Here is a 25,378-nt window from a genome sequence, read left to right as displayed (position 1 = left end):
TCTTTGGTCCACATCGTGCGTCGCTCGGCTGTTCATACCAAGCACCTTGAATCACGCACCCAATCCGGGCGCAAGACCCTTTTGGGTCAGGCTCTAAGTGAGCAGCTTCATGCCCGCCGGCGCCTCACCACCATGCGGTCGACCGCCGGCCGTGCCTCCGCCGGTACGACCGAGAGCCGGCGCGGCCGGCCCCGGGCGGGATGGGCCTCGGCATACAGCACGGCAAGATCCAGGGTCTCGTCATCCAGGCCAGGGTAGGCAGCCAGGATGCGCTCCCGCGACAGGCCGACGGCGACCGACGCGGCCAGATCATGCACCGGAACGCGCGTGCCTTTGATGACCGGCGCGCCACCCAGGATGGCTGGGTCCTCGATCACGCGCGCCCGCGCGGCCGCCAGCCGGGCGCCTCGCGTATCGGCATCGGCGACGAAGGGGGACAGGCTGACGCTCAGGAAGTCGTCGTCCACGCGCCAGTCGGCGTCGGCCCAGCCCTCGAACGGGTGGGCAAGCAGCGAGGCGGTGATGCGTTCGGAGAAGCGGCCGATCAGGGTGAGGCGTTCCTCCGCCGTCAGCGCCCTTGCGGCCCGAAAGTAGAACCCCACCAGCGGGCAGGCAGCCAGATGGACCCGCCGTCCGTCGGCGACCGAGTAGAACCGGTCGGGCAGGATGCGTTCGTCGATCACCCGGTTGACGTCACGCAGGGTGACGCCGGCGACGACGGCGGCCTCGTTGGGGGTCAGCAGGCTGGCGACCATGACACGCCTCATAAATAATCCGATTTGCCGGAATATAAAACACTCTGAGTGCCCCGCCAAGGACCAAGGCGGTCGCGTCGTACACCATCGCACCAGACCGCCGTTGTCCGGTTCGGTCCGCTGACCGAGCCTTGTCCGCAGCATCCCGGCACTCTCGCCGGGACCGGAGCGGACGGACGATGCCATGACCCCCACCAAGCTGCTGATCGGCCAGATCCTGATCGTCTTCGCCATCGTCATTCTGGGTGTGTGGGCGGCGACACAGTGGGCCGCCGACATGCTGGGCTATCAGGCCCAGCTTGGCGAACCGTGGTTCGTGCTGTTCGGCTGGCCGGTCTATCCGCCCTGGGCGCTGTTCGTCTGGTGGTTCGCCTTCGAGGCCTATGCGCCCAAGGTGTTCGACGCCGCTGGGCTGCTGGCCGGTATGAGCGGCTTCATGGGGGCGGCGGCGGCCATTATCGGGTCGCTGTGGCGGGCGCGGCAGGGGCGCATGGTGACCACCTACGGCTCATCGCGCTGGGCCACCCGCCGGGAGGTGGACCGGGCCGGCCTGTTCCGCCCGGCCGGGGTGTTCCTTGGCCGGTTCGGTCCCAGGTATCTTCGCCACGACGGGCCGGAACACGTCATGGCCTTCGCGCCGACCCGCTCGGGCAAGGGCGTGGGGCTGGTCGTGCCGACCCTGCTGTCCTGGACCGGCTCGGCCGTCATCCACGACATCAAGGGCGAGAACTGGCAGCTCACCGCCGGCTGGCGATCCCGCTTCTCCCACTGCCTGCTGTTCAACCCGACCGATGCGCGCTCGGCCCGCTACAATCCGCTTCTCGAGGTCCGCAAGGGACCGCACGAGGTCCGCGACGTCCAGAACATCGCCGACATCCTGGTCGATCCCGAAGGCGCGCTGGAACGGCGGAACCACTGGGAGAAGACCAGCCACGCGCTGTTGGTTGGCGCCATCCTGCATGTGCTGTATGCCGAGGAGGAGAAAACCCTGGCCCGGGTGGCGACCCTGCTGTCCGACCCCCGGCGCGGCTTCGCCCGCACCCTGCACCGCATGATGACCACAAACCACCTGGGCACCGAGGCCGAGCCGCGCGTCCATCCGGTCGTGGCCTCTGCCGCCCGCGAGGTGCTGAACAAGTCCGAGAACGAACGCTCCGGTGTGCTGTCCACGGCCATGTCGTTCCTCGGCCTGTACCGGGATCCCACCGTCGCGGCGACCACCGCCGCCTGCGACTGGCGGATCGCCGACCTGGTGGATGCCGCCCGGCCGGTCTCGCTCTATCTGGTCATTCCGCCCTCGGACATCTCGCGCACCAAGCCGCTGGTGCGTCTGGTGCTCAACCAGATCGGCGGGCGCCTCACCGAGCGCCTGGAAGGCGATCCGACCAAGAGCCGCCGCCACCGGCTGCTGATGATGCTCGACGAGTTCCCCGCCCTCGGGCGTTTGGACTTCTTCGAGACCGCGCTGGCCTTCATGGCCGGTTACGGTATCCGCGCCTACCTGATCGCCCAAAGCCTGAACCAGATCTCGAAAGCCTACGGCGAGAACAACGCCATCCTGGACAACTGCCATGTGCGCATTGCCTTTGCCTCCAACGACGAGCGCACCGCCAAGCGGATCTCCGATGCCCTGGGCACGGCCACCGAACTGCGCGCACAACGCAACTATGCCGGCCACCGGCTGGCCCCCTGGCTGTCGCATGTCATGGTCAGCCGTCAGGAAACCGCCCGACCGCTGCTGACCCCCGGCGAGGTGATGCAGTTGCCGCCCCACGATGAACTGGTGCTGGTCTCCGGACTGGCGCCGATCCACGCCACCAAGCTGCGCTACTTCGAGGATGCCAACTTCACCGCCCGTGTCGTGGAGGCGCCGACACTGGCTGACGGGGCTTATGCCGATGTGCCGGAGTCCCGGCCCGACGACTGGTCCGGGCAGGTGCGCAGCCCCGACGCCCGCCTGGGCACCCCCGAGGAGGTTCGCGCCGCCCTGGATCCGGACAGCGACGACGGCGGTGGCCTGCAGCGTCATCCCGGCCTCGCCGAGGAGATCCCGCCGACGCCGCCTCTGCTGGATCAGGCCAACCTGTTCGGCGCCGCCGACGAGGACTCCGACCCGGCCGCCGACAAGCGGGCTCTGGACCGCCTGACCCCGACCGCGCGCGCTTATGGCGTCAACGAGGGCCGGCCCCGGGGTGAGGACCTGCTGCCCGGATTCTGAGCCTTCGGACCCGTCCGGACCCTGGGGCGCGCAAGGGCGTACATAACCGCTCTCAGCGATTCCGCCCGTCCGCGCGAGCCTTGCACCGGTCAATGCCGCCCCTCTGCGGCCAAGCCGGAGCAAGCCCATGCCCCGTCCCCGCATCCGTCATCAGTGCCTGCTGGAGGCTGACCTCAGCGACCGCCTGGACGCGGCCGCGCGCCATCCGTCGGCCACCAAGCCGGCCATCATCGCCGATGCCCTCAAGGCTTGGTTCGAGCGCAAGGGCCAGCATGAGCTCGACACCCGCTTCGGCTGAGCGTTTGATGTGGCGCTTGACGATTTTTCGGCTATAATACAGTTTTAATATGTTTTCTATTGGCTCACCATCTATGGTGCGGCTTCAAGGAAGGGGGGAGGCAGAGATATGAGCGTCAAATGTATTGTGATTGCTGATCGATATAAGGACTTTTGGCAATGCAAAGGGTTGATCTGCCGCTTCGCGTTCGATAACTAATGTAGTATTGGGGCGCTTTCTTACCGACTTGCGCCGGATCAACGCGATGGAAACATATTTATTGTACTAAGAAGGAGCAGTGATATGTGAATGCGCCTGGGTATTTATAACTTTCTGAAAAACGCGATAGAAAAATAGGGGCTTCAAAAAATGGGCAGATCTTCTCACGTATTTATTGCTTGGGGGGGGAACAGAGATCTTGCCGATTCTGTTGCTGACATATTGGATAAAAATGGATTTAAGTGCATTGTCGGCGGCGATGAGGATAGAAATTCATCGTTCTATCTCGGGCCGCGTGTCATTGAGCAGATAAACAGTTCGTATGCTGTCATTCTTCTCGTTGAAGATTTTTCTAATGGCAAAGGTACTTCTACAGGAGTTTTCAGGTCAAATCTAATGTTTGAGTGGGGTTACGCTCTCGCAGAGCTGCCGCCCAGGTTGATTTTCGCCGCTGTTGTGGGCTTCGATAGGGCGCGGGCACCTACGGATTTGCAAGGAATGTGGCTGGAAACTTTCGAAGGTTATAGACGATACCAAGGTGGGGTAGAAAATGTTTCAAAAAAAAAATTGCGTGAATGCGCCGAAAAAATTGGCCAGAGATTTTCAGAGAAAATGCTTGAGTCTAGTGTGATTTTTCCAGAGGATCCGTTTTATTGGTTTTCCGAGTGGGCGTCCATTAAGGACCGTTTGAGTTCTTTAAATAGAGAGCAGACTCCTCTTTCGCCTAAAGAAAAACGAAATATTGCCACTCACATTGTAATTCCATATATTTATAGTAATGCCGAACCGAGTTTGGAAACGTTCTTTGATGGAGTATTGTACCATGACGAAGAGTATGATGAGATCGTAGTTGCCAAGAACGTATATGCCTACTTTTGCGCTCGAAGCAATGCCGAAGGCCTAACAGTAGGCCTATCTTCATATGATAAGTTTTTTGAAATCAAAAAAAATCTGAGCGCTGTTTTGAAGCGAAGAAATAAAAATGACTGGATTGATTTAATAGCATCAAATTTTTCCAGCTTAGTTTCTAGAAAAATTGCGCTTGTGCACAATAACAACATAGGCTGGCGCAAACAAATGGAGAAGGCAGAAGAAGAGATTAACGCTGCAGAGCGCATACTTCTTGAGATTGAAAAAAAGAACAAGTGCAGCGCGAACTCTATATTCTTATGGAAAGGTTTTATTTATTACAACAAATACAATATACTATCTGCGAAAAGTAAATCGAGAAAATTGATAAACCTCGTTGAGGATGCCGCGAGTTATCGAGGGAAAGCGTTTAGTGCGTTGAGCGCAGAATCTAGCAAGGAAATGCACGCTAAGTTTTTGTGGGAAAAATTGCTTGCAGAAATAGAAGTTTACAATGCTAAAGAGATCTGCGGTGGTTTGAGCGTTGATAGAACTGAAGTTAATTTAGCTCTATCGACCGCTATTTCTTTTATTAAGAAACATGTATCAGATGGATCAAAAAATATCAGTGATATTGTTGAAAAAATAGAAAATAATAAACTATACCTTTCTGATAAAGAATCAAAAAGAGCGTTTGAGGCAATTAAAATTGTGCTTGATAAGTAATATAATCTATTATTTCCGCGGCGTCGGAGGCGTGGCGATTTTTTATGCATACTTTTGTTTTGTTTTTCAGATGCTCGTCAATTAGCGCCAAAACAATAGGAAGGGCTGCTTTGATTTCTCGGCCCACTAGAAATGAAATATTTCCGTCAACTAAATATGGTCTTTCAGTATTATTCCTTATTATTATATTCGGAATCCCTAGGTATTGACATTCCTCTTGCACGCCTCCGCTGTCGCTGATAACAATAGAAGATTTACATAGTTCAAATAAAAAATTACTTCGCATCATGCGCTCTCTGAGTCTAACGTTGCAGGGAAAACTAAAATTTTCAGAACAAAACTGATACCGCCTATTTTTCATTAAAATAACATCGATATTTGGATTGTCCCGAAGGTGATTTGATATACCATTAATAAGTGCCTTGAATTCAAAATAAGGAAGCTCTCTTCTATGTAAATGTAACAAGATTTGTCTTTTATTTTCTGAAATATTATGTCTTTTCGCCCATTCAAACAAAGAGTCGTATACTGTACTTTTGAATACAGGAATTTCTTGTGCTTTGGGAATGCCCTCTCGCTTTAAATTTTGTTTGTCGTGCGGATCAAAGCACACATGTATTGACGAGATGAAATCAACGTATTTCCGAAAAAATTCTTCTGGCCAAGGGTCAACGAGATCCCAAGTCCTCATGCCGGCCTCCATATGTGCAAAGGCAATGTCGCGATTTTTACATGCTATTGCTGCCGAAAAAACAGATGTGGTGTCTCCGACACCAACAACTAAAGAAGGCCTCTCTTTGCAGATAAAATATTCCATATTTTTGGTAAGTAAATTGATCGCGTTCGTTAAGTCTCTTGGGTAACAATATTTATTATCAATATTCGTTAATTTATTATTTTTATTTTTTGCAACGGAGCTGTATTGTAGTGTTTTGTGAATCAAAACTGGCCAGCCTCGAAATTTTGCTCCCAAAATAACTGGCCTAATTTTAATTAACTCGGCTTGCGTTCCAAAAACAAAAGCGATCTTTATCGGATGTAGAGGCATTTGACGCTCGCAGGTTAATGCAAGTCTTCTGAAAAAAAATACGCACTACCTCGTAAAAAGTCCAGCCCTTCATTGAACTCTGTTGGTTCTTCGAGGCGGAACGCCGCCCGGCGCCGCACTATCCGGACTCCGCCTTCCCCGATCCGGTCTCGGCCCTGGTGGATGCCGAACGGCGCGCCGCCTTCGAGGGCGGACGCCCGGCCTTCGAGAGCGCCCATCACCTGACCCTGGTCTTCCTGCCGCCGCCGGACAGTCAGGCGCAAGCCGAGGCCGCCCTGCTGGAGCGCGAGCGCCCGGCCGGCGACCGCGATTGGCACCGCGAGCGTGCCCGCTTCGTCGAGGAGACCGACCGCATCCTCGACCTGCTGACCGGGGTGCTGCCCGAGGTGCCGGCGCTGGACGATGCCGGGACGCTGACCTTCCTGCACGGCACCATCTCGACCAAGCGCCATCCGATCGCCGTGCCCGCCGTGCCCATGTATCTGGACGGCGTGCTGGTCGATACCCCGCTGACCGGCGGGCTCGAACCGATGCTGGGAAGCGCCCATCTGCGCACCGTCACCGTGCTTGGCTTTCCGGGGATGACACGGCCCGGCCTGCTGGACGCGCTCAACCGGCTGGACTTCGGCTACCGATGGGTCACCCGCTTCCTGCCTTTGGACAAGACCCAGGCCACGCGGGCGTTGACCCGCCTGCGCCGTCAGTGGTTCGCCAAGCGCAAGTCCATCACCGTCATGCTGCGCGCGGTGCTGACGAACGAGCCGGTGCCGCTGCTGGACAGTGACGCCGACAACAAGGTGGTCGATGCCGATGCGGCTTCCGGGCGTCCACGTTGGCTTGATGCATCTTAGGGTTGTCTTGACCGGGCCCTCAGCCAGCGGTCCGTCAGGCACAACGGCGCATTACATCCAGGGCATCCCGCGTCGCCAGCAGGAGTGGTGCCGCATCAAAGGTCGCCGTTTCGCTACTGATGCAGATCAGCGCATCGTCGGTTACCCGGTAATCGTCGTCCGGCTCCGCGTCCCAGGGGGCGGGAAGTTCCAAGTCGTTGCTCCAGTGGTACGTGCCGTCTTTGATATAGAACCCGACTTGCCCGTTGAAGACACGGGGGCGGTCGCTCTCGGAAAGCCACACGCTGAAGTGTAGCGGCTTTCGCCCGATCCGGCCCTTCGCAGTGAAGCCTCTGTCGTTCCACACTTCCTCCTGGCCGACGTCGTCCCAGGTCTCCTGCCACTGCCTCAGGTCGATGCCGGCCTCGGTCAGGGCCGTTCCCCACGTCACGCGCCATAGGTCGTGGAGGAACAGGGCAAAGTGCGCCTGCACAGTTCGCGCAGTCAGGCGCGCCTTGATGAGGTCGGGAAAGTCCTGCCACTGCAGGTCGTCGGGGGCCGTCGTCTTTTCAAGCAGATCGTTGATCGCGCGTGCGGTGGGGGGACGCTCGATAAAGAAGCGCAGGGGTTCGGGAACGGCGACGACGGTGGACATGGGTGGAATCACTCCGGAAGGGCCTTCTGCCACAGGGCGGCGCGGAAGGATGCGAAGGTGGGGTCGGCATCGCCGTCGGCGGTGATCGCTGTCTCCCAATGGCGGAGCAGGGTACGCCAGCGAAGCGGCGCCCAGCCGTTGCGGCGCCCCTCATCGACGGCGCGCGTCGTTAGAAGGACGCGGCACGTTCGGTCGGTCACGCCTCCGGCGGATCGGACGATTAGGGCGTCATAGGCCGCCAACTGGCCTTCACTGGGCTTGTAGCCGCCGAACTTGACCTCGATGCCGAGCGCCCAGGGCTGGCCGCCGGCGCGCCAGACGAACAGCAGGTCCAGCCGTTCCGAATGGCCCTCGGCCACCCGTGCCTCTGACTTTACGGTAACTGCCGCTCCCGGTGCCGGCCGAGCCTCCACCGGCAGGTCGATCCGAGCGGCGGCAACCACGGACTCGATGAAGACCCGCGCCCGCGCCCGCGCGATTCGGCGCGGCACGGTTCCGGGCTGCATGAAGGCGCCGAGAATGGTGGTGTAGTGGGGCTCCAGGGCCCTGAAGCCGAACAGGTTAGGCCGATGGCCGAAGGCGTGGGCGGTAGTGTCGGGGCCGTAGAGCCCCGGGAACCACCCCGCATCCGGCGCCGCCGTCACCGAAGACAGCAACCGGGCTGCTTTGGCGATGGCGTCATGGTGCGGCGAGAACCAGCGGCGTGCGAAGGCTAACGCCCGTGCTGCACCCGCCGCGTCCCACCCGAGGGAGTAATGCGGCACCAGGCGGATGGTCTCAAGCTCCACCGCCAGCCGCCGCATCATCTTCGTCTTCGAACGCGCCACACCGTCTCCCTCTGGCTTCAGAACCCATTCTATAGAACCTCGAGTGCAAACAATCAATCTACCTTTAGGTCTCCGACCGCATGACGTTAGCGCGCCTGCTGCATAGGCGCGGTGCCCCGACTCTCCTTCGCCGCCTGTGGACGGGCCGGTCATTCCTCACGCGCCGCTGCCTTCCTACGGGCGCGGGGCCTGGACTGGGTCGCCGACCTGATCGAGGCCAACGGCGAGCAAGACCCGATCCCCGATCCCGTAGGAGACCCGTCATGACCCGCCGTTCCCTGGCGGCGCTGATTGCCGCCGCTCTCGTGTTCGCTATGCCCGGGGCCGGTCGTGCCGCCTGGCCGGTGTTCGATTCCACCAACTACGTCCAGAACGTGCTGCAGGCCGCGCGCGCCCTGGAACAGATCAACAACCAGATCCAGGCCCTGCAGAACCAGGCCGTCATGCTGGAGAACATGGCGCGCAACCTGACCAGCCTGGACCATTCGTCCGTCGGCGAGTTGACCGGGGCCCTGGTGCGCATCGACGCCCTGATGCGCGAGGCCGAGGGACTGAGCTTCAGCCTCGACCGCCTGGAGGACCAGTGGCGGGCGCGCTACCCCGAGACCTACGACAGCACGGTTACGGTCGACGACATGGCCGTGGCGGCGCGCGAGCGCTGGCGCGATGCCATGGACGGCTGGCGCCATTCCATGCGGGTGCAATCGCGCATCGTCGAGGACATCCGCGCCGATCACGGCGTGCTCGCCGATCTCGTCAACCGCAGCCAGGGCGCGGTCGGCGCGCTGCAGGCCCAGCAGGCCGGTAATCAGCTCCTGGCGCTGGCCGCCAAGCAGCAGATGCAGCTGCAGACCCTGCTCGCCGCCCAGGCCCGCGCCGAGGCGCAGGAGAACGCCCGCAAGGCCCAGGCCGAGGAGGCAGCCCGCGCCGCCACCGACCGCTTCCTCGGCGACGGTCGCGCCTATACGCCGCGCTGATCCCTTTGCCGTGTCTGGACTTGACCGAAGGCAGGCGACGTCATGGACGATTTGAACGTTATCGATACCTTCCTGGACACCTTCGTCCACTACATCGACAGCGGCTTCGGCCTGCTGCAGGGCGACGTCGCCTTCCTGACCACCATCCTGATCGGCATCGACATCACCTTGGCCGGCCTGTTCTGGGCGCTCGGCGCCGATGACGCACTGCCCGGCAAGCTGCTGCGCAAGGTGCTCTATGTCGGCGCCTTCGCCTTCATCCTGAACCGCTTCGAGACCCTGGCCGGCATCCTGTTCGACTCCTTCGCCGGCCTGGGCCTGACCGTTGACGTCATTGCATGTATTGGAGACATGGTGGGCCATTGGCCCAGGAGAAATCTAAGAAACTGCCTTGCCTTGCACTAGATCCAAAGCATCCCGATAAATAAAAGGGACCCAATAGGTTACCTCACCTTTTACATCACGGCGCTCGAAAAAACCAGCTTTTACTAAGCGATCAACGATAGACGTGGCTTCTATGGGGCTGGTTCCCCAGAGGTTAGAAAGAGTATCGATTGTTTGTTCAGATTTTTGGCCTTTTAATTGATCTGTGTACTCCGATAGGGACGCGTTTTCGGCTTTGAAGGTTTGCTCATAACGCACCTTGCTAACCTCGCGCAAAGCTGGCTTAAATACAGATCTTTCAAACAACAAATCACCGTCTGGCTCTTCTTCGCCGCGTTCTATCCTGTTCACCTGTTGCTGTCGTATCATCTCTGAGAGATGTATAAGTTCCCTGGGAGCGGATTTTCCACTGCCATCTTGGATGCGGTTGGTCATCCAGCGGAACGTTTCCGGGTTGTTTCCAGTCTCGACCTTGTCAGGAAAAATGCGTTTAAGTAGATCTATCTGCTTGTCAAAATCGTCGACAATACTTTCTGATTCCAAATTATAATACTCAATAACTGAACTGTTATTCAAAAGGCGTCGCACAAATAGATTAACGAGATTTTCGTGTGACCAACTTATATTGGTTGTTTTCGTAATGTGGCTGGCTTCCGTAAAGCCACCTTCAGTTACGCGGTCCCATATATCGTCGCGAACAAATATTTTTAACTTAATTCTGTCGTGTCGCTTCAAGTCGTTGTACATTCTGAACAACGCTCGCAGGGCGTTTTTTCTAGCCCCGGGCTGTCATTGAAGGCAACGTCTAATCTATCAAACAGAACCCAAAGAATATAATTGCTATCGTCAAGCGCCGAGTTGGCAGCGTCTAGGAGGTCATCCAGTGGCAGCGCATCGCTTGATGTTTCTTGAGCTTTGTTTAGAAAGTTAGTCTTTCTGGTTACAATGGGGAGGCCACTGCTGGAATCGATTGCCAAAGTCCATTCAACACTTTCTCGTGCAGGCAAAATATACGACCAAATAAGTTTCTTTGCCCTGTGAAAAAACTGGGCAAGAGACGCCTGCTGCGGTAAAAGCTGAGCCCGCTCTAGGGCCTCAACTAGAGCGGTAGACCTTTTGTTATTTATGCCAAACTCCCTAAGTGTTGAAGCTGTAATGATGAGGAAATAGAGTTTCCAAAGATCAACAAAATTGCGCTCTGATGGCGGAGGATCAGCAATAATTTCAGTAAATGCGGTATTGCCTCTAACATTTTCCGCACTCTTGACGAGTATGCCGCGATCGAAAAGTTCGTCGTGCCTCTTATCAATCAACGCATATATGGCGCTTTTTCCAGATCCTTTCGACCCATAAACAATGTCAACCTCACCTGCATACACCCGATTCCATTGATCTGTTGCGACAAAATATTTTTCAAGTTCTGAAAGCTCTTCTTCTGCTATTCGCTCTCCGAAGCGCATATTGCGAAGTATATTTGTCTTTTCTTTCATTATCATGTGATTTTTCTTTCGATAGAACGATTTTTCTGCATAGCTTATGGCTGCCTGCGGGACGTGGTCGAATATTTACTCTAAGCGGTTGCCGAACCGGATCACCCGTAATTTGTACCAGTCAAGGTTAACGTCTGACACTGGGTGAAAGCTGGTCAACCCCGTTTTTCAGACCGGCAGGCAAAATTATGACGACGCCATTCAACCTTATTGTGTCGGCACCCTGCAACTGCGCAATTCACCCTAAACGGGCTCTGTTGGCTGCTCTGGCAGGCCACCCAGAGCCGGGTCGTGCCCTACGTGGTCGAGGTGGACACTGACGGCGCCACCCGCGCCGTCACCCCGGCGCTGGAGACCTACCAGCCCTCCGACTCTCAGATCGTGAGTCTTTGTGTTTGAGCCGATCTTGGCCCTTCGGGCCGCGCTCGGCTCGGGGCACCTGGCTTCATCATCAACGTGCGCTCCGTCTCCACCGACCCGGTCCTGGTGCGGCGCAACTGGCTGGCCGCTTATGACTTCGTGACCGACCGGGTCGCCCTGTTCCTGAACGAACACGCCCGCGACACCGACCCCTTCACCCGCATCGGCGAGCGCAGCGTCTCCGTGCAGATCACCAGTGTCGTCCGCGCCTCCGAACGGTCGTTCCAGGTGGCCTGGACGGAACAGCACTTCGAGCGCGGCAGCCCGGTCGCCACCGAGCGCTGGACCGCGATCCTCACCGTCACCCTGCGTCTCCCGCGCACCGCCGAGGCCCTGCGCGCCAATCCGCTCGGCCTGTTCATCACCGCCATCGACTGGTCGCGCACCTTCGAGACCGAGGCGCCGGATTCCGCCGAGCCAACGGCGCCGGCCGCTTCGCCCGCGCCCGATTCCTCCGCGACCCCGCAGGAAAGGACCGCCCCATGATCGTCCCCCGTCGCACCCGCGCGGCGCTCGTCGCGACCGTCTCCCTGCTGACGCTGGCCGCCTGCGCCGGCCGCACCCCGCCGCCGTCGATCCGCTACGACAGCGAGGACTTCCGGGCCGCTGCCGTCACCCCCGAGCCGCCGCGCCCGGTTGAGATCGTCGAGGTGCCCAAGCCGCTGCCCCTGCCGGGCCAGTTGCTGCCGCCGCCCGCCCAGCCGGAGCCCGACGACCGCCCGCCCGAGGCGCGCGTTGCCGCCGCCAATGCCGCCGCAACCCGCGAGCCGACCCGGCACGGCTATCTCAACGCCATCCAGGTCCATCCCTATACGCCGGGCGCCCTTTACCGGCTCGATACCGCGCCGGAACGGATCAGCGACATCGCCCTGCAGCCGGGCGAGACCCTGGTCTCGGTCGCCGCCGGCGACACCGTGCGCTGGGTCATCGGCGACACCACCAGCGGCACCGGCGCCGAACGGCGCGTGCATGTGCTGGTCAAGCCGTTCGCGCCGGGCCTGACCACCAACATGGTCATCACCACCGACCGACGCGCCTATCACCTGACCCTGGTCAGCACGGAAGCGACCGCCATGGCCGCCCTATCCTGGACCTATCCGGCCGACCAGATCCTGGCCCTGCGCCGCCGCAATGCCGATGCCGAGGCGGCCCGGCCCATCGCGGACGGCGTGAACCTGGAGACCATGCGCTTTCGCTATGCCATCAGCGGCGACGATCCGCCGTGGCGTCCGACGCGCGCCTTCGATGATGGCCACAAGGTCTACATCGCCTTCCCCCGCCGCATCGACCAGGGCGAGGCGCCGCCGCTGTTCATCATCGGCCCCGATGGCGCCAGCCAGCTTGTGAACTACCGCATGCGCGGGAATTACTACATCGTCGACCGCCTGTTTGCCGCCGCCGAACTGCGTCTGGGCGGGCATGACCAGCAGGTCGTGCGCATCACCCGCACCGACGGCCGCCCGGCCGGGGCAGGCGGATCATGACCGCGCCTCCGAAGGCCGATCCCGAGACCCTGGCTCTGCGCGCCACGCCCCGCCGCGTGGTACGCTTCCGGCGCGGCCTGCTCATCGGGCTGACCGCCCTGGGCGCCGGCGCGGTGATGACCGTGACTCTTCTGGCACTGCAGGGGCCGGATCTGCGACGGGGATCGGAAGGCGAGGACCACTTCACACCCGGTCGCGCGCCCACGCCCGAGGGACTCGAGGGCCTGCCGGACGATTACGGCGACATGGAGCCCCCGGCGCAGCCGCCGGTACTGGGGCCGCCGTTGCCCGGCGACCTCGGCCGGCCCATCCTGGAACACCGCCGCCGCGCCGGCCTGGAGCCCGATTCCGCCAACCGCGCCGCCGAGGCCGAACGCCAGCGCCTCGCCGCCCAGGCCCTGCAGGCCCGTGAGTCCGGCGTGCTGTTCCGCATCGACACCCGGCCGGTCGGGACCGTGGCCATCGCGCCGGAGCCGGATGGATCCGAAGCCGTTGGCCCGACCATGTCGGCGCTGCCCGCCGACCGCCTCGCCCTGGACCCCGAGCGCGATCCCAACGGCCAGCAGACCAAGCTGGACTTCCTGAACCGCCGCCAGACCGGTGGCATCTATAACCCGCATAGCCTGGAGACCCCGGCCTCGCCGCATCAGGTCATGGCCGGAAGCATCATCGCCGCCAGCCTGATCACCGGCCTCAACTCCGACCTGCCCGGCACCGTCATCGCCCAGGTGACCGAGCACGTCTACGACACGGCCACGGGCCGGGTGCTGCTGATCCCGCAGGGATCGCGCCTGATCGGCACCTACGACAGCGTCATCGCCTTCGGCCAGTCCCGCGCCCTGGTGGTCTGGCACCGGATCGTGATGCCGGACGGGTCGTCCACCCGGATCGACAATCTGCCGGCCACCGATTCGGCCGGATACGCCGGCCTGGAAGATGGCGTGGATTATCACGTCGACCGCCTGGCGACCGGTGTCGTGCTGGCCACCCTGCTCGGCGTCGGCACCGAGCTGACCCTGGGCGAGAGCGAATCCGAACTGGTCCGGGCCTTGCATGAGTCTCTCCAGGGTAACGTCAGCCGCGCCGGCTCGCGCCTGACCGAGCGCTTCCTCGACGTCCAGCCGACCCTGACCATCCGCCCCGGCTTCCCGCTGCGTGTCATTGTGCATCGGGACTTGATCCTCCGCCCCTACCAAGGAGGCTGAGCCATGCTCAAGCTGCCCCGCCTGCCCGACCGCACGCCGGTTCGCCTAACCGTCACCCTGGACGCACCCTTGAACGCCGACCTCAAGGAGTATGCGGCCTTGTACGAGGCTACTTATGGGGACACGGAAAGCGTGTCCGACCTAATTCCCTTTATGCTGCGCGCCTTCCTGGACGGTGACCGCGCCTTCACCCGCGCCCGCAAGGATGGCCTGGGCGACGGCGACGATCCCGCCACGCCCAAACGCCGGCGCCGACGGTTGGGGGGCGAAGGAAGCACCGACAGTCCCGAAACCACCAGTCAGGCGACATCGTCCTAGGCGTCATCGGCGTTTTTTCTCAGTTTCGCGACGGCGGTGGAGTCGGCACCGTCCACGCCCTGACCCTGGACATGCAGGTACGCAAAGGCTCCGGTCTTCAGTATCCAAGTCGCTGACTGTCAAATCGGTGGCCCTTAGGGCCTGATTGGAAAAGAGTTGAGTGATTTCAGGCAGTTGCAATTCGATGGATGGTGTCTAGACATCCATGGAGCACAACATGTGGACTGAGATCACTCGGCCACAGTATGAGCGGACGGGCCGGCGTTACGCAAGTGACGCGACCGATGCGGAGTGGGCTTTGATCGTGCCGTTGCTTCCGAGACCAAAGCATGTGGGGGCGGCCATGGAAGACGGATCTGCGGGATGTGTTCGACGCGATCCTCTACATGGCCGTCACCGGGTGCCAATGGCGCATGTTGCCGAATGATTATCCGCCTGTGTCCACGGTGCGCGGTTACTTTTACGACTGGCGCGACAACGAACTGCTGCGCACGATGGATCATCATCTCGTCATGGCGGCACGGGAGGCGACCGGGCGTGAGGCAAGCCCGACGGCCGGCGTGATCGGCAGCCAGAGCGTGAAAACGACGGAAAGCGGCGGGATTGCGGGCTATAATGCCGAATTGCTGCCCGGATGGGCGCGCATGTCCGGCAACTAGGTAACGAGAACATTTCGCCGAGAACGTTACGCACACGCCCCGCATGCTTCTGCCCCAAACTGCCGTTAACGCACGTATCCTCGCGAGTTGCGCAACCCGCAAGGACCAAGTAGTCTTGTCTCGACGCCGAGACTCCAATCCTCGAGACCAATCTCGGCCCTTGGCTGAGTCTATGGCATCAAAAGGAGGGTACCCTAATGCCGAACTCCAACTCCAACCGACCGGACGACAAGGCTTCCAAGATTGCCAAAGCGGCCTGGATCTGCATCCAGGTCGCGGCGGCGATCGCCACCCTGACTGGGTGCCCGGCGAACGTGGGTATGTAACAGCATCGCACTTGGCGTCCTACTGACACACGCCTAGTGCCAAACTGGCCTTGGGAGGTGGAGCTCCCGAGGCCCTTTTTTTCGCTCTTTGGCCGTCGAAGGACAACATCGCTCTTTGGCCGTCGAAGGTCAACGAAAAAATTGGTAGCAGCCAAGATGCGCTATTTCCACAGGACAGACGACGAAGATCTTCGGTCTGCCGGTCGGGCAGACCGAAGCAACAAAGAGCGATTTTCGTATCAGTTAGCGAAAATGCGCTGAAACGCGACATCAAAAGCTGCCTGCAGGCCGTTGGAAAGGCAAGGGAACCCCCCAGCCACCCGTCAAACGAATCCCCTTTTAGGGTGTAATCACCCGAATAGCAAGCGGTAAGACCTTCTATTAGCGCTGGACCGCAGATTCCCCTAGCTTTGAATAGAACCCGGCGCCTAGCCCCAGAACAGAAGGCGCTTCCCAGCAACGTCAAGCCGCAACCGCTGATTCCGCCGTTTCACGCCCAGCCCCATGGAGGACCCGATGATCAAGGCTCTTCTCTATATCTGGACCCGGCTGATCTCTCCGGCCGCCGACTGTGTCACCGCCTGGGGAATTCTTCAGGCCGTATGGGATTGGATTCAAGGGGTCCTTGCCCCGATTGAGGCTTGGCTTTCCGTGGTCTTTTCTCAGGTCGGCCCCCTTTTGTGACGCCATCGGAAACGGGGTGAGGATTTATTCCCACGAACCGGGGATGTCAAGACCCAAGCGTTCACCGCGCGGGCGCCGTCCGGACGGCATCTCCTTCCGGCGAACTGTAAGCAGAAGCTTATTATGCGGGGCCCTTCAGATGGCGGCGGCTGAAGAAATAGCCGCCGCGTCGTCCCCCCTCCCACGCCGGGCGATTCTTTTCGTGATCGTCCCAATTTTCGTGGGCGAAGGCCAAGGCGCTCTCGCCCGCTCTCGCCCTATCGGGGTTGCTCTGGCACACGGCGATCAGAGGAATATTTTTTATAGGCAGCGCGTGCCATAACAAACGATTTTTGGTTAAATTCCCGGCGTGCCAGAGGGGCGTTGCGAGGTTCTATGTGCGCTCTGGTGGCACATGTGCAATACGATTTTCAGCGGGAGAAACTGAGGTGAAACTGACACCCCAACAAAAAAACGTCATCGTTTCGCTCCTTCGCGATCTTGGCGAGCGCCAAGGAGAATTGTCGAGACAGTCCGATTACGCGAGCGGGAACTTGTCGGAGTTCTTGAACCCGGCAAAGAAAAAAGGGTGTGCCGCTGAAACCTGGGCGCGACTGGTGGCCGCGCTGGAGAAAATGGTCAATGCGCCGAAGCGACGCGACCTTCTGGATCGCAATCCGGCGATCCGCGAAGCTTTGCAGGAGATTCAGGGGTGGACCGAGCACACCGGCACACAAGAGGGGAGCAATCCGCATCCCGCCGAGTCGAAGTCTGTTTTTCCTCCGCCCGCACCGCTTCCGTTGGACGCCGCGAATTACAACATGCGCGCTGCAGATACGATCATGCGTAACGCGCTTGCACTTCCAGGGCCGCGTAACCTGCTGGTGAAAGGGTGCGTGGGCAGCGGCAGAACGTCTCTGCTCTGGAGGCTACGCCAGTTGGTAGAAGGTGCGGGGAGGCGGGTCGTTCTGATCGACGAGTATTGGCTGACCGCCACCGTTCACGATCTTGAAGGGGACGCAGACGACCCGACGGCGCTTCCGATCAAAGTCACGCGGGCGGTAGTCCGCAAACTAGCCGCAGACCTGACGCTTGACGCCCTGAAGGACATCGCGGAACGGCACACCTCCCCGAGAGAGATGGCGGAAGAGGTCATGGACGCCTTGGAGGCCGCGCCGCATCCTGACAAAGAGGTGTTTATCCTGATCGATGAGGCGTCGGCCTGGCCGGAAACCCTCGGTGCCATGGGGCATGTGATGGCGTTCCTCGGGCAATTCCAGTTGCAGCTTCTGAGCCGTTACAAATTCCCCTACAAGCTCGTCCTCGTCGTCCCGTTTACACCGGCTGAAGAAACGGCCGTCAATATGTCTCTGTTGGAGACCAAAAGCACCACTCTCGTTCTTTTGTTCCTTTCTCAAGAAGAGGTCGTGGCGCTGGCGTCGAGGTGGGGCGTCTCGGTGGCGGATGCGCAGCGCATCCACGCCCACACCTTGGGTCACCCCCGTTTCACCCAGATGTTGCTCCAAATGGTTCGCTCTGGCAATGCGGTAGACGAAGCCTGTGTGTGCGCCGATCGGATGGACGCCCGTTTTGGGTGGGATGTTCAGACCCAACGTTTAAAGGCCATGCTTGCCGAGCTGATGAAAGACCCGAACGGAGAATTCGATAATCTCAGCCCCCTCCTTCGCAAAATATCGGGCCATGCGGACGACCCGTCGGCAGCGCTTCCACACCTGACCAGACAGGAAAAGACTGCCTTGAAAACCATCGGCGCCTTGAACGGACTAGATCACGAGCACGCCCTTATGCCCCTTATCTGCCAGTGGGCCGACATCTGGATCAGGACTCCAGGACTATGAAAGACACTTTGCCATATGCCTACGCGGGCGGTGCCGTCGGGCTGCATCACCTGTATGTGCCTCGGCCAGTTGACGAGGAGTTGGCTGCGCTCCTCAAGACTCGGCGGATGCTGGTCAACCTCCGGGCGCCACGCCAGTACGGCAAAACCAGTTTGTCCATTCGGCTTTGTGAAATCCTCGAAGAGGCCGGTCATGTCACGGTGCTGTTGGATTTGCGCTCTGTTATCGGGACCGTTGACGAGCACAGCAATACAGGGGAGAAATGGTATGGCTTGTTTTTCCGCTATATCGCCCGTAAAATTGGGGTGCTCGCGGCAGACGTCAATGAATGGATGCGTAAAGAAAGCTCAGAGTCTCCAATTGTCCGGATTTCAAATTTTCTAAAACATTTCATAAGAAGATATGTCAACAAACCCATATTCCTGGTTATTGATGAAATTGATTACGTGATGCCGCATGGGCACTACACAGATTATTTATTTGAAGCCCTGCGGCTTATTCATGCCGACCTTGATGGCCTCGACCTCTCCGTCATGCTGTGCGGGATTACTCATCCCAGCCACTTGATTAAGGCCAGCGGTGCCGGTGCATTCAATGTCGGGCATGATGTCGTCTTGCCGGATTTCCCCGACGACGATGGAGCAGTCGAGCTATGGGCCTCCGGCCTGCCCAACATCGAACGGCGGCGCGAGGTGTCCCGTGCCATCCTGAAGGCCACTGGCGGGCACCCGTTCCTGACCTCGGTTTTGCACAATGATGCCGCTTGTGCCGGCATAACCGCGCCCGATGAGGTGGCCGGGTTGGTGGAAGTCCTTTTGGCGGACGCCCGCAATGATATGCGCCTGACCCCCCATTTCGAAACCCCGGCGGCCATTATCGCCGCCCATGTGAGTCGCGGTTACATGGCTCTGGAGGTGTTCCGGAAGCTGCGCGCCAGCGGCGATCCGATCGACCTCCGCGAATTGGACAAGGGTGTGGGAACCCTGTTGCAGACGGCGGGTCTGGTGCGCGTCGAGGGGCGCAGTGTTTCGGTCCGCAACCCCATCTACCGGTCTTTCTTTGATGATGATTGGGTTTCCCAAGAGCTTCGGTCCATGGGGCGGGGGCGGTCCGATCGGGTGAACCAACGCCGCGTAACGAGGGGAGATCGGAAGAAGGTATGTCTGATCAACTGTGGCGGCACCCTAGGGATGGAGCGGCAGCCTGACGGCACCCTCGCGCAGCCCACGGACCTTCGGCAATTCTACGGCGCCGTACCTGAGCTGGATGACGTCGCGGACATCGATCCCCTGCCGTTGATGTGCAAGGACGGCATTCACATGCATCCGGAGGACTGGGGAACGATCGCGGAGGCCATTTATGCCCGCCGCAACGACGGGTATTCTGGTTTTGTCTTGAGCCACGGAACGGATTCGCTCGCTTTTACAGCGTCGGCCGTGGCGTTTGCACTGGGGTCCTCTCTGTCCTTCCCAGTCGTCTTTACCGGCTCTCAGGCCCCGATGGATGTGCCGCACGGCGACGCGCGCCCAAATCTAATTCGAGCCACGCATCTGGCGACACAGCCTATTCCCGAGGTCTGCATTGCCTTTTCAGACAAATGTTTTCGGGCCGTGCGTACCTTTAAAGTAGATGACTTCAAGTTTGAAGGTTTCGCCACAACGATGAATACACCACTTGCTTTGGTGACGGAAACCGTAGACATTAACAAAGGAATTTTGCGTCCGGTGACGCAAAACGAACGCCTGAAGTTGCGCGCGGCCTTCGAACACCGCCTAATCAAGCTCCACGTTCATCCTGGACTTGATCCGCATCTGTTCTTGCCACTGCTCGACATCGCGGAAGACGAGAAGGCGGATAATAAGTACCGTACTAGGGGAATTGTTCTGGAGACCCCTGGAGTCGGCAACATTCCGACAGAGTTTAGGTGGTCTTTGCTGCCCTTGATCCGCTCTGCCGTGAAACGCGACATTCCGGTTCTCATTACCAGTCAGTTTCCGGTCAAGTCGGAAACGCGAGCGCAGTATCGTCCGGCCACGGCGCCCCTGGAAGCGGGGGCCATCTCCGCCGGCGGAATGACAGCACCCGCGGCCTTGGTGAAGTTCATGTGGGCAATCGCCGACGCCGACCGCCTTGTTGCCGCCAACGACATCGCCCCCGACGAACGCCTGAGTGAGATCAGGGCTATCATGGGGCGGGACATCGTGGGAGAGGTGGATGTGGAAACCACAGGTCAAAGGCCTCCAAACGTGTGACGTCATAGACTGGAGAAAGCGCAATGGCCGACAAAAATTCCAATAACGACAATGCGAAACAACAAAGCAGCCATTTCGCTGTTAAGTCAAAAGACCAATCGATCAATGGCGCGACATATTTTACAGCCACCGATCTGAAACCCGAGGTCGAGGCCAAGGGCAAGGTTCTGGTCATTTACACGGGCGGAACCATTGGGTCCATGCCGGTTGACCCCGACGACCCCGATAGCCCGCAGGTCGTGGTCAAATGGGACAACTACACCAAGCGAACGCAGGAATTCGATCCGACCTCGGACACCTTCATTGGCTGCCGGATCGACGCTTACGCGTTGGACGTGCCGCTGGACAGTTGCAATGTAGGGCCGGCGGAATGGGGCCTGATGGCTTCCATCATCGAAAAACACCATGATGAATACGACGGTGTCGTTATTCTGCATGGCACCGACAGCATGATTTATACAGCATCTGCACTGAGTTTCATGTTGATCAACTTGAAAAAACCGGTGGTCGTTACCGGAGCGCAGATGGCCTACCTGTTCAATTCTCGCAACGACGGTAAGCAGAACATGATTACGGCCATCATGTTTGCCAATGCCAAGTTGTCGGGCGTTCCGGTGGTGCCGGAGGTCTGTATCTATTTCAACCATGTTCTGTTGCGCGGCAATCGCGCCCGCAAGCAGGATGCATCTGGATTTGATGCTTACTACACGCCGAACTTCCCACCTTTGGGCACCGCTGGCGGTCGCTTGTTCGTCGATGAACGCCTGATTCTGCCGATCCCTGACCAGGCGTTTCGCGTGGTCCGGACCCTGGAGCCCAATGTTCTGACATTCGACGTCTATCCGGGTATTCAGAATACCGATCTCGCGCGCAATATCCTGAGCACCAAGAACATCAAGGGCGTCGTGTTGCGGGCGTTCGGCACCGGGAATATCCCGACAAAGGACTCGTTTCTCAAGGTCTTTGAGGAGGCCAATAATAAAGAAATCCTGGTTCAGAATGTCACCCAATGTCTGCACGGTTTCGTTGAGCTAGGCATGTATGAGACTAGCGCCGCCCTGCTGGAGGTGGGCATGGTCACCGGCTTCGACATCTCGCCCGAGGCCGCCTTGTGCAAATTGATGGTCCTGTTGGCCGACGAGGACTTGGCCTTCGAAGAAAAAAAGCAGTTCGCGCAGCGGTCACAGGCGGGCGAGATGTCCCGCTCCCTCTACATCCAGACGCTGAAACAAACGAAGGCCCTGGAGGTACGCCAAGACGGCGAACCGGTGCGGCTCGCGCCCGAGGGCAGCATTGAAGGGAACTGGACCGGTCCTAAAGTCTTCAACGCCAGCCTGCGCCTGTACGGCGGGCATATCACCTTGCAGGGCGACAGCGAGTTCATCGAGATCGAGGTCTACCTGAACGCCAAGACTGGTGATGTCCTGGATCGGACCTCACCCAATTTCGCGGGGTCGTTCAAGCGTCGGGTCGCCGGCGCCGATGCCAACAAGGAAATGATCATCGGCCTTGACGTCACCGCGGCGGCACGCCGCCTGATCAATGGTGGCGCTCGCGTGGCGGCCATTCTGCGCATTGTTCAGGGGCAGGGCATTCTGTCTTGGAAAGATGCCGATCTGGCTGTGTTCATCGACGAACGAAGGTAACGGCGCAGTGACGGGATTTGTGGTGCGCGCGCCGGTGCGATGGCGCTCCCCGTCTTGGCGCCGCCGTCGGCAGGTCTGTTTCAACGGTTGAGATGCGGGCGGTATCCCCAATCGGATTGGGAACCAGCGGGAGATTTGGACCATGGGACCGATGGAACAGGCACGCGAGCAACTCGATCCCCGCGTCGGGGAAACGGAACTCCCTGGCCCTGTTGCCGAAACAGCCAAGTTTTTCGCGGATCATGGGATCTGGTGTCTGTTCGGGCGCAATGGAAAGGCATTGTCGTGTAAGGATGCTGCCCACAAGCGCTATCGCTTGGGCAAGCGCGGCATTCCACTTGAGGACGAATTAAAGAGCTTTCTTGGGCATTATACCGATTCTGACGGTCGGCTGTGCTATGTCGCCGTGCATTGCCGTGGCGACCAGTTCCTGGACATTGGCAAGATTCGGGCAGCTACGGGTGGTCACGGCGCCATCGAACGGCTAGCGACTGATGCATCGGACGAAAACGAGGGACTCTACGGGCTCATCAACCCATTTTCCCTGACGGCCGGCGTCCGCGACGTTCCAGTCCATCAGCTTTTTGACCCGTGCGTACTGGAACACCGCGGCTTGCCCAATACCATGATGACCAATGCCGGGGAGCGGACTTGGTCCGTTGAGTTCCACCCGAGTTCAGTTGTTCATGCTCTAGGCAATCAAGCCTGCTTGGCCGACGTCACAGAAAATAAGGCCGTGCGGCGATCGGGGCCCGTTACCATCGGTATCATAACCGGCAATGCCCCAGACAGCGGCATCATTCTTTGGCAGTACATTAATCGTCATGTCCAGACCGTCTTGGGGGACCGCTTTCTTGGCGATCTTTCTTACCCCCCGGTTTCGGTGCGTTCCGTTCCCGGACTTGGTCTGTCGATGGAGTTGGATAAAAGGAGTGAACAGGTCTGGGAAGAGCTTGAGCAGGCGGTCCGTTCGCTTTGCGAAGAAGGGGTGCAGATCCTGAGCTTGGCGTGCCACACCACCCATTATTTCACCGACCGTATCCGGGCCATCACCCAGACCTATGGTGCTTCTTTCCTGTCGGTGTCTGAGTGCGTAACTCAGTGGGCGCGGTGCCACGGTGTGCCCGAATTGACTCTGGTCGGCATCAAGTATGTCGCGGGATTGGGAGAATGGAGCGCCTATCGCAATCTGGCAGAAATAACACGTGTCCAACCACTGTCTGAGAAAGGGCTCAAACGTATTCACGAATTGGGATATCAGGTCAAGCGTGAGGGGGCGTCAGAGGCTGGTTTGAATAAGTTGCGGTCCATTCTAGATTCTGAGGCAAACACGAGTCATATCGTGATCGCACTAACAGAACTATCTATTTTACTAGATTTTCAGCGTAAACCTCAAAAAAGTACCCGAGTTATTATGGATGCGCTCAAGATTTACGCTGAGGAAGTCGCTAACACTTACATTGGCTGGGCCAATCCCAGAGAACTTTCATAAACTATACCGCAAGACTCAGGTCTTTCGGTGGTTTGCATTGTTGATCGAACAGGTCTTGCGAGATTATCAGTTGTTCTCGATGTGGATCGGTGTCGGGACTCCCGTCGATTTTCTGTGCTCAACACGTAGGATCAATTGCGAAACAGATTTGCCGCGCCACCTACCGATCTGCATCCGGGATATTATCGATAGTCGGCGGGTCAGCATGGTGTTCCGCTTTCCCCCATCATCGCGGCCCCAACGTAGTCCGATACCTTGCCGGCGGCGGCCTTGACCGGGTCGTCCGCAAGGTGGGCGTAGCGCGCTGTGGTCTGCACCTGACTGTGGCCCAGCAGCTTGCCGATCATCGGCAAACCTTCACCGAGGCTCAACGCGCCGCTGGCGAAAGAGTGGCGCAGGTCATGCAGGCGCACGTCATCCAGGCCGGCGCCGGCGCGGATGCGCCGCCAGGGGTGCTGCAGGTCGGTCAGCCGCGATCCCTCTTTCCGTCCGGTGATGACCCAGGGGTTCCCGTCAATCGGCTCAATGCCTTTCAGGACACCGGCGACCGTCTGGCCGAAATGCACCACCTTGGCGCCCGTCTTGGACTCCGGCAGGCGCAGCGCCCGGTTGCGCAGGTCGACGTGCTCCCAGCGCAGGGTCATGATCTCGTTCAGACGACAGCCGGTCAGGGCGAGCAGGCGGATGGCGGCGATCGCCGAGGGCGTTTCCGAGCCATCCCGTTCGGCATCGCGGAGAACCTGGCCAAGAGCGGCGAACTCCTCGGGCGACAGGAACCGCTCACGCTTGCGCTCGGGATACTTGCCCACATGGCGACACGGATTGCTGCCGTCCGGCCGCAGGCCCCAGACCTCCGCCAGATTGAACATCTTCGACAGCACGCCGAGCGTCCGGTTGGCCTGGTAAGGGATGTGCCGCAGGGAATGGTGCAGGTCGGCGATATCGCGGCGTTCGATGTCGGTGATGCGGCGCGGACCGAGCGCCGGGTTGATGAACAACTCGACCGCGCGTTTGTATTCCGACTGGGTCGACGGCTTGCAGCGCACGGCGACGTGCTCGGCCAGGAAGCGGTCTCCGAGCCCGCGCATGGTGGGCGCTTTCCGGGCCAGATCGGCGTCCCGCACGGGATCACGCCCGGCCTTGGCCTCGGAAATGATCTCGTGTGCGCGGGTGCGCGCCTGATCCGGCGTCATGGTGCCGTGCGACCCAATGGTCACCTTGCGCAGGCGGCCCTTGACCCGCGTCATGGCGACATAGACCTTCCGCCCGGTCGGCCAGACCCGCACGCCGAACCCACGTAGCGCATCATCCCAATGGATGACGTCCCGGGGCCCCGGCGCCAGGCTGTCCACCACCCGTTTCGTGATCCTTGTTATGGGCGACCTCCCGCGCAGCGCGACCTTCAGGCGCCTCTCCTGACGGTCCCGACGGGCAACACATAGGTAACAGAAGAGAGCAAATTCAGGGTAACAAGGGCGCAAATGGGAGACAAGCATAAAATCGGAAAATGAGCCGGAAAGAGGGCGTTATCGTGCGTCGGCGCATATGAAACAAAGTCGTCGTAGAAGTATTTACAGAACTCATAACCTGAAGGTCAGAGGTTCAAATCCTCTCCCCGCAACCACCTTTATTTGCTCAAGGCCTCCATCGGAAACGATGGGGGCCTTTTTGCTTTCGGAGCAAAGGCTTAGGATCCCCGCAAGGGCGCCGTGCAGGTCGATGACCAGTCCTTTCGGATCGGCCTCGTCGGGCCGCAGGTCGATGCGGTCGACGAGCGTGCGGATGATGTCCGCCGCCTC

23 protein-coding genes and 2 pseudogenes are annotated in these 25,378 nt (G+C 59.4%); 17 read left to right on the top strand and 8 right to left on the bottom strand.

The genetic code is table 11. The features are described 5' to 3' along the window. Positions 1–107: 107 nt before the first annotated feature. Complete coding sequence (locus tag BLS85_RS17425) at positions 108–755, bottom strand: DUF433 domain-containing protein (protein WP_092788015.1); 648 nt, start codon at positions 753–755, stop codon at positions 108–110. A 184-nt stretch (positions 756–939) separates the two neighbouring features. Here BLS85_RS17425 and BLS85_RS17420 point away from each other — a divergent pair, with 184 nt between their 5' ends. The 3 genes from BLS85_RS17420 to BLS85_RS17415 all read left to right on the top strand — a co-directional run bounded on the left by BLS85_RS17420 (position 940) and on the right by BLS85_RS17415 (position 5,044). Further along, positions 940–2,973 carry a conjugal transfer protein TraG gene (locus tag BLS85_RS17420; RefSeq protein WP_092788014.1) on the top strand — a complete coding sequence of 678 codons (2,034 nt, stop codon included), beginning with the start codon at positions 940–942 and terminating at the stop codon, positions 2,971–2,973. 127 nt (positions 2,974–3,100) lie between these two features. Beyond that, positions 3,101–3,271, top strand: a complete 171-nt coding sequence (locus tag BLS85_RS19220; RefSeq protein ID WP_176793880.1) for a hypothetical protein — start codon at positions 3,101–3,103, stop codon at positions 3,269–3,271. Between the two features lie 348 nt (positions 3,272–3,619). Beyond that, positions 3,620–5,044: a TIR domain-containing protein gene (locus tag BLS85_RS17415; protein WP_092788013.1), complete on the top strand. Its 1,425-nt coding sequence runs from the start codon at positions 3,620–3,622 to the stop codon at positions 5,042–5,044. Here BLS85_RS17415 and BLS85_RS17410 read toward each other — a convergent pair. Then, positions 5,022–6,092, bottom strand: a complete 1,071-nt coding sequence (locus BLS85_RS17410; protein WP_092788012.1) for a UDP-N-acetylglucosamine 2-epimerase — start codon at positions 6,090–6,092, stop codon at positions 5,022–5,024. The genes BLS85_RS17415 and BLS85_RS17410 overlap by 23 nt on opposite strands. Positions 6,093–6,250: 158 nt before the next feature. On the opposite strand from BLS85_RS17410, the gene BLS85_RS17405 reads away from it, so the two are divergent. Continuing rightward, complete coding sequence (locus BLS85_RS17405; protein WP_218128491.1) at positions 6,251–6,943, top strand: hypothetical protein; 693 nt, start codon at positions 6,251–6,253, stop codon at positions 6,941–6,943. Between the two features lie 34 nt (positions 6,944–6,977). On the opposite strand, the gene BLS85_RS17400 is transcribed toward BLS85_RS17405, so the two are convergent. Continuing rightward, positions 6,978–7,577, bottom strand: a complete 600-nt coding sequence (locus BLS85_RS17400) for a hypothetical protein (RefSeq protein WP_092788011.1) — start codon at positions 7,575–7,577, stop codon at positions 6,978–6,980. Positions 7,578–7,585: 8 nt separating this feature from the next. Further along, on the bottom strand, positions 7,586–8,404 hold the full coding sequence (locus BLS85_RS17395; protein WP_092788010.1) for a hypothetical protein: 819 nt from the start codon (positions 8,402–8,404) through the stop codon (positions 7,586–7,588). Positions 8,405–8,667: 263 nt separating this feature from the next. On the opposite strand from BLS85_RS17395, the gene trbJ reads away from it, so the two are divergent. Beyond that, complete coding sequence (gene trbJ / locus BLS85_RS17390) at positions 8,668–9,381, top strand: P-type conjugative transfer protein TrbJ (RefSeq protein ID WP_092788009.1); 714 nt, start codon at positions 8,668–8,670, stop codon at positions 9,379–9,381. A gap of 42 nt (positions 9,382–9,423) precedes the next feature. Then, positions 9,424–9,786, top strand: coding sequence for a type IV secretion system protein (locus tag BLS85_RS17385; protein ID WP_092788008.1), 363 nt, complete (start codon positions 9,424–9,426; stop codon positions 9,784–9,786). On the opposite strand, the gene BLS85_RS18885 is transcribed toward BLS85_RS17385, so the two are convergent. Beyond that, positions 9,760–10,512 carry a P-loop ATPase, Sll1717 family gene (locus tag BLS85_RS18885; RefSeq protein WP_143027249.1) on the bottom strand — a complete coding sequence of 251 codons (753 nt, stop codon included), beginning with the start codon at positions 10,510–10,512 and terminating at the stop codon, positions 9,760–9,762. The two genes, BLS85_RS17385 and BLS85_RS18885, sit on opposite strands and share 27 nt — an antisense overlap. Beyond that, complete coding sequence (locus BLS85_RS18880) at positions 10,497–11,261, bottom strand: P-loop ATPase, Sll1717 family (RefSeq protein ID WP_143027248.1); 765 nt, start codon at positions 11,259–11,261, stop codon at positions 10,497–10,499. Before BLS85_RS18880 ends, BLS85_RS18885 begins: the two co-directional genes overlap by 16 nt. Before the next feature lie 285 nt (positions 11,262–11,546). Between BLS85_RS18880 and trbF the strand changes: the two are divergent. From trbF to BLS85_RS17340, 11 genes and pseudogenes are all read left to right on the top strand, one after another. Further along, positions 11,547–12,161: pseudogene (trbF, locus tag BLS85_RS17380) on the top strand (conjugal transfer protein TrbF). After that, a complete protein-coding gene (trbG, locus tag BLS85_RS17375; protein WP_092788007.1) occupies positions 12,158–13,159 on the top strand; it encodes a P-type conjugative transfer protein TrbG in 1,002 nt (333 codons plus the stop codon). The pseudogene trbF and the gene trbG overlap by 4 nt, the downstream one beginning before the upstream one ends. Next, entirely contained in the window at positions 13,156–14,364 is a 1,209-nt protein-coding gene (locus tag BLS85_RS17370) for a TraB/TrbI/VirB10 family type IV secretion system protein (protein WP_092788006.1), read from the top strand. Before trbG ends, BLS85_RS17370 begins: the two co-directional genes overlap by 4 nt. Before the next feature lie 3 nt (positions 14,365–14,367). Beyond that, positions 14,368–14,682: a DUF2274 domain-containing protein gene (locus tag BLS85_RS17365; protein WP_143027247.1), complete on the top strand. Its 315-nt coding sequence runs from the start codon at positions 14,368–14,370 to the stop codon at positions 14,680–14,682. 205 nt (positions 14,683–14,887) lie between these two features. Continuing rightward, positions 14,888–15,302 (top strand): annotated as a pseudogene (locus tag BLS85_RS19525) (transposase); the annotation flags it as partial. 236 nt (positions 15,303–15,538) lie between these two features. Then, on the top strand, positions 15,539–15,667 hold the full coding sequence (locus tag BLS85_RS19660) for a hypothetical protein (RefSeq protein ID WP_281242579.1): 129 nt from the start codon (positions 15,539–15,541) through the stop codon (positions 15,665–15,667). 516 nt (positions 15,668–16,183) lie between these two features. Further along, the gene (locus BLS85_RS19215) at positions 16,184–16,351 is read left to right on the top strand and encodes a hypothetical protein (protein ID WP_176793876.1); all 168 of its coding nucleotides are present in this window, start codon (positions 16,184–16,186) and stop codon (positions 16,349–16,351) included. Between the two features lie 428 nt (positions 16,352–16,779). After that, positions 16,780–18,189, top strand: a complete 1,410-nt coding sequence (locus BLS85_RS17355) for a P-loop NTPase family protein (RefSeq protein ID WP_143027246.1) — start codon at positions 16,780–16,782, stop codon at positions 18,187–18,189. Further along, entirely contained in the window at positions 18,186–20,441 is a 2,256-nt protein-coding gene (locus BLS85_RS17350) for an asparaginase domain-containing protein (protein ID WP_092788003.1), read from the top strand. The genes BLS85_RS17355 and BLS85_RS17350 overlap by 4 nt, the downstream gene beginning before the upstream one ends. 23 nt (positions 20,442–20,464) lie before the next feature. Beyond that, positions 20,465–22,087: an asparaginase gene (locus BLS85_RS17345; RefSeq protein WP_092788002.1), complete on the top strand. Its 1,623-nt coding sequence runs from the start codon at positions 20,465–20,467 to the stop codon at positions 22,085–22,087. Positions 22,088–22,229: 142 nt separating this feature from the next. Continuing rightward, positions 22,230–23,579, top strand: a complete 1,350-nt coding sequence (locus BLS85_RS17340; protein WP_092788001.1) for an aspartate/glutamate racemase family protein — start codon at positions 22,230–22,232, stop codon at positions 23,577–23,579. Positions 23,580–23,779: 200 nt separating this feature from the next. Here the strand turns inward: BLS85_RS17340 and BLS85_RS17335 are convergent, their stop codons facing one another. Together BLS85_RS17335 and BLS85_RS19210 are read right to left on the bottom strand one after the other, a co-directional pair. Beyond that, a complete protein-coding gene (locus BLS85_RS17335; RefSeq protein WP_245699279.1) occupies positions 23,780–24,934 on the bottom strand; it encodes a site-specific integrase in 1,155 nt (384 codons plus the stop codon). A 225-nt stretch (positions 24,935–25,159) separates the two neighbouring features. Further along, positions 25,160–25,378, bottom strand: a 219-nt coding sequence (locus BLS85_RS19210; RefSeq protein ID WP_425438489.1) for a hypothetical protein, incomplete at its 5' end; no start/stop codon positions are given.

This window comes from Rhodospira trueperi (genome assembly GCF_900101965.1).
Classification (GTDB): Bacteria; Pseudomonadota; Alphaproteobacteria; order Rhodospirillales; family Rhodospirillaceae; genus Rhodospira; species Rhodospira trueperi.
The sequence above is the reverse complement of the archived record's forward strand: the minus strand, read 5'-3'. Positions and strand labels throughout refer to the sequence as shown.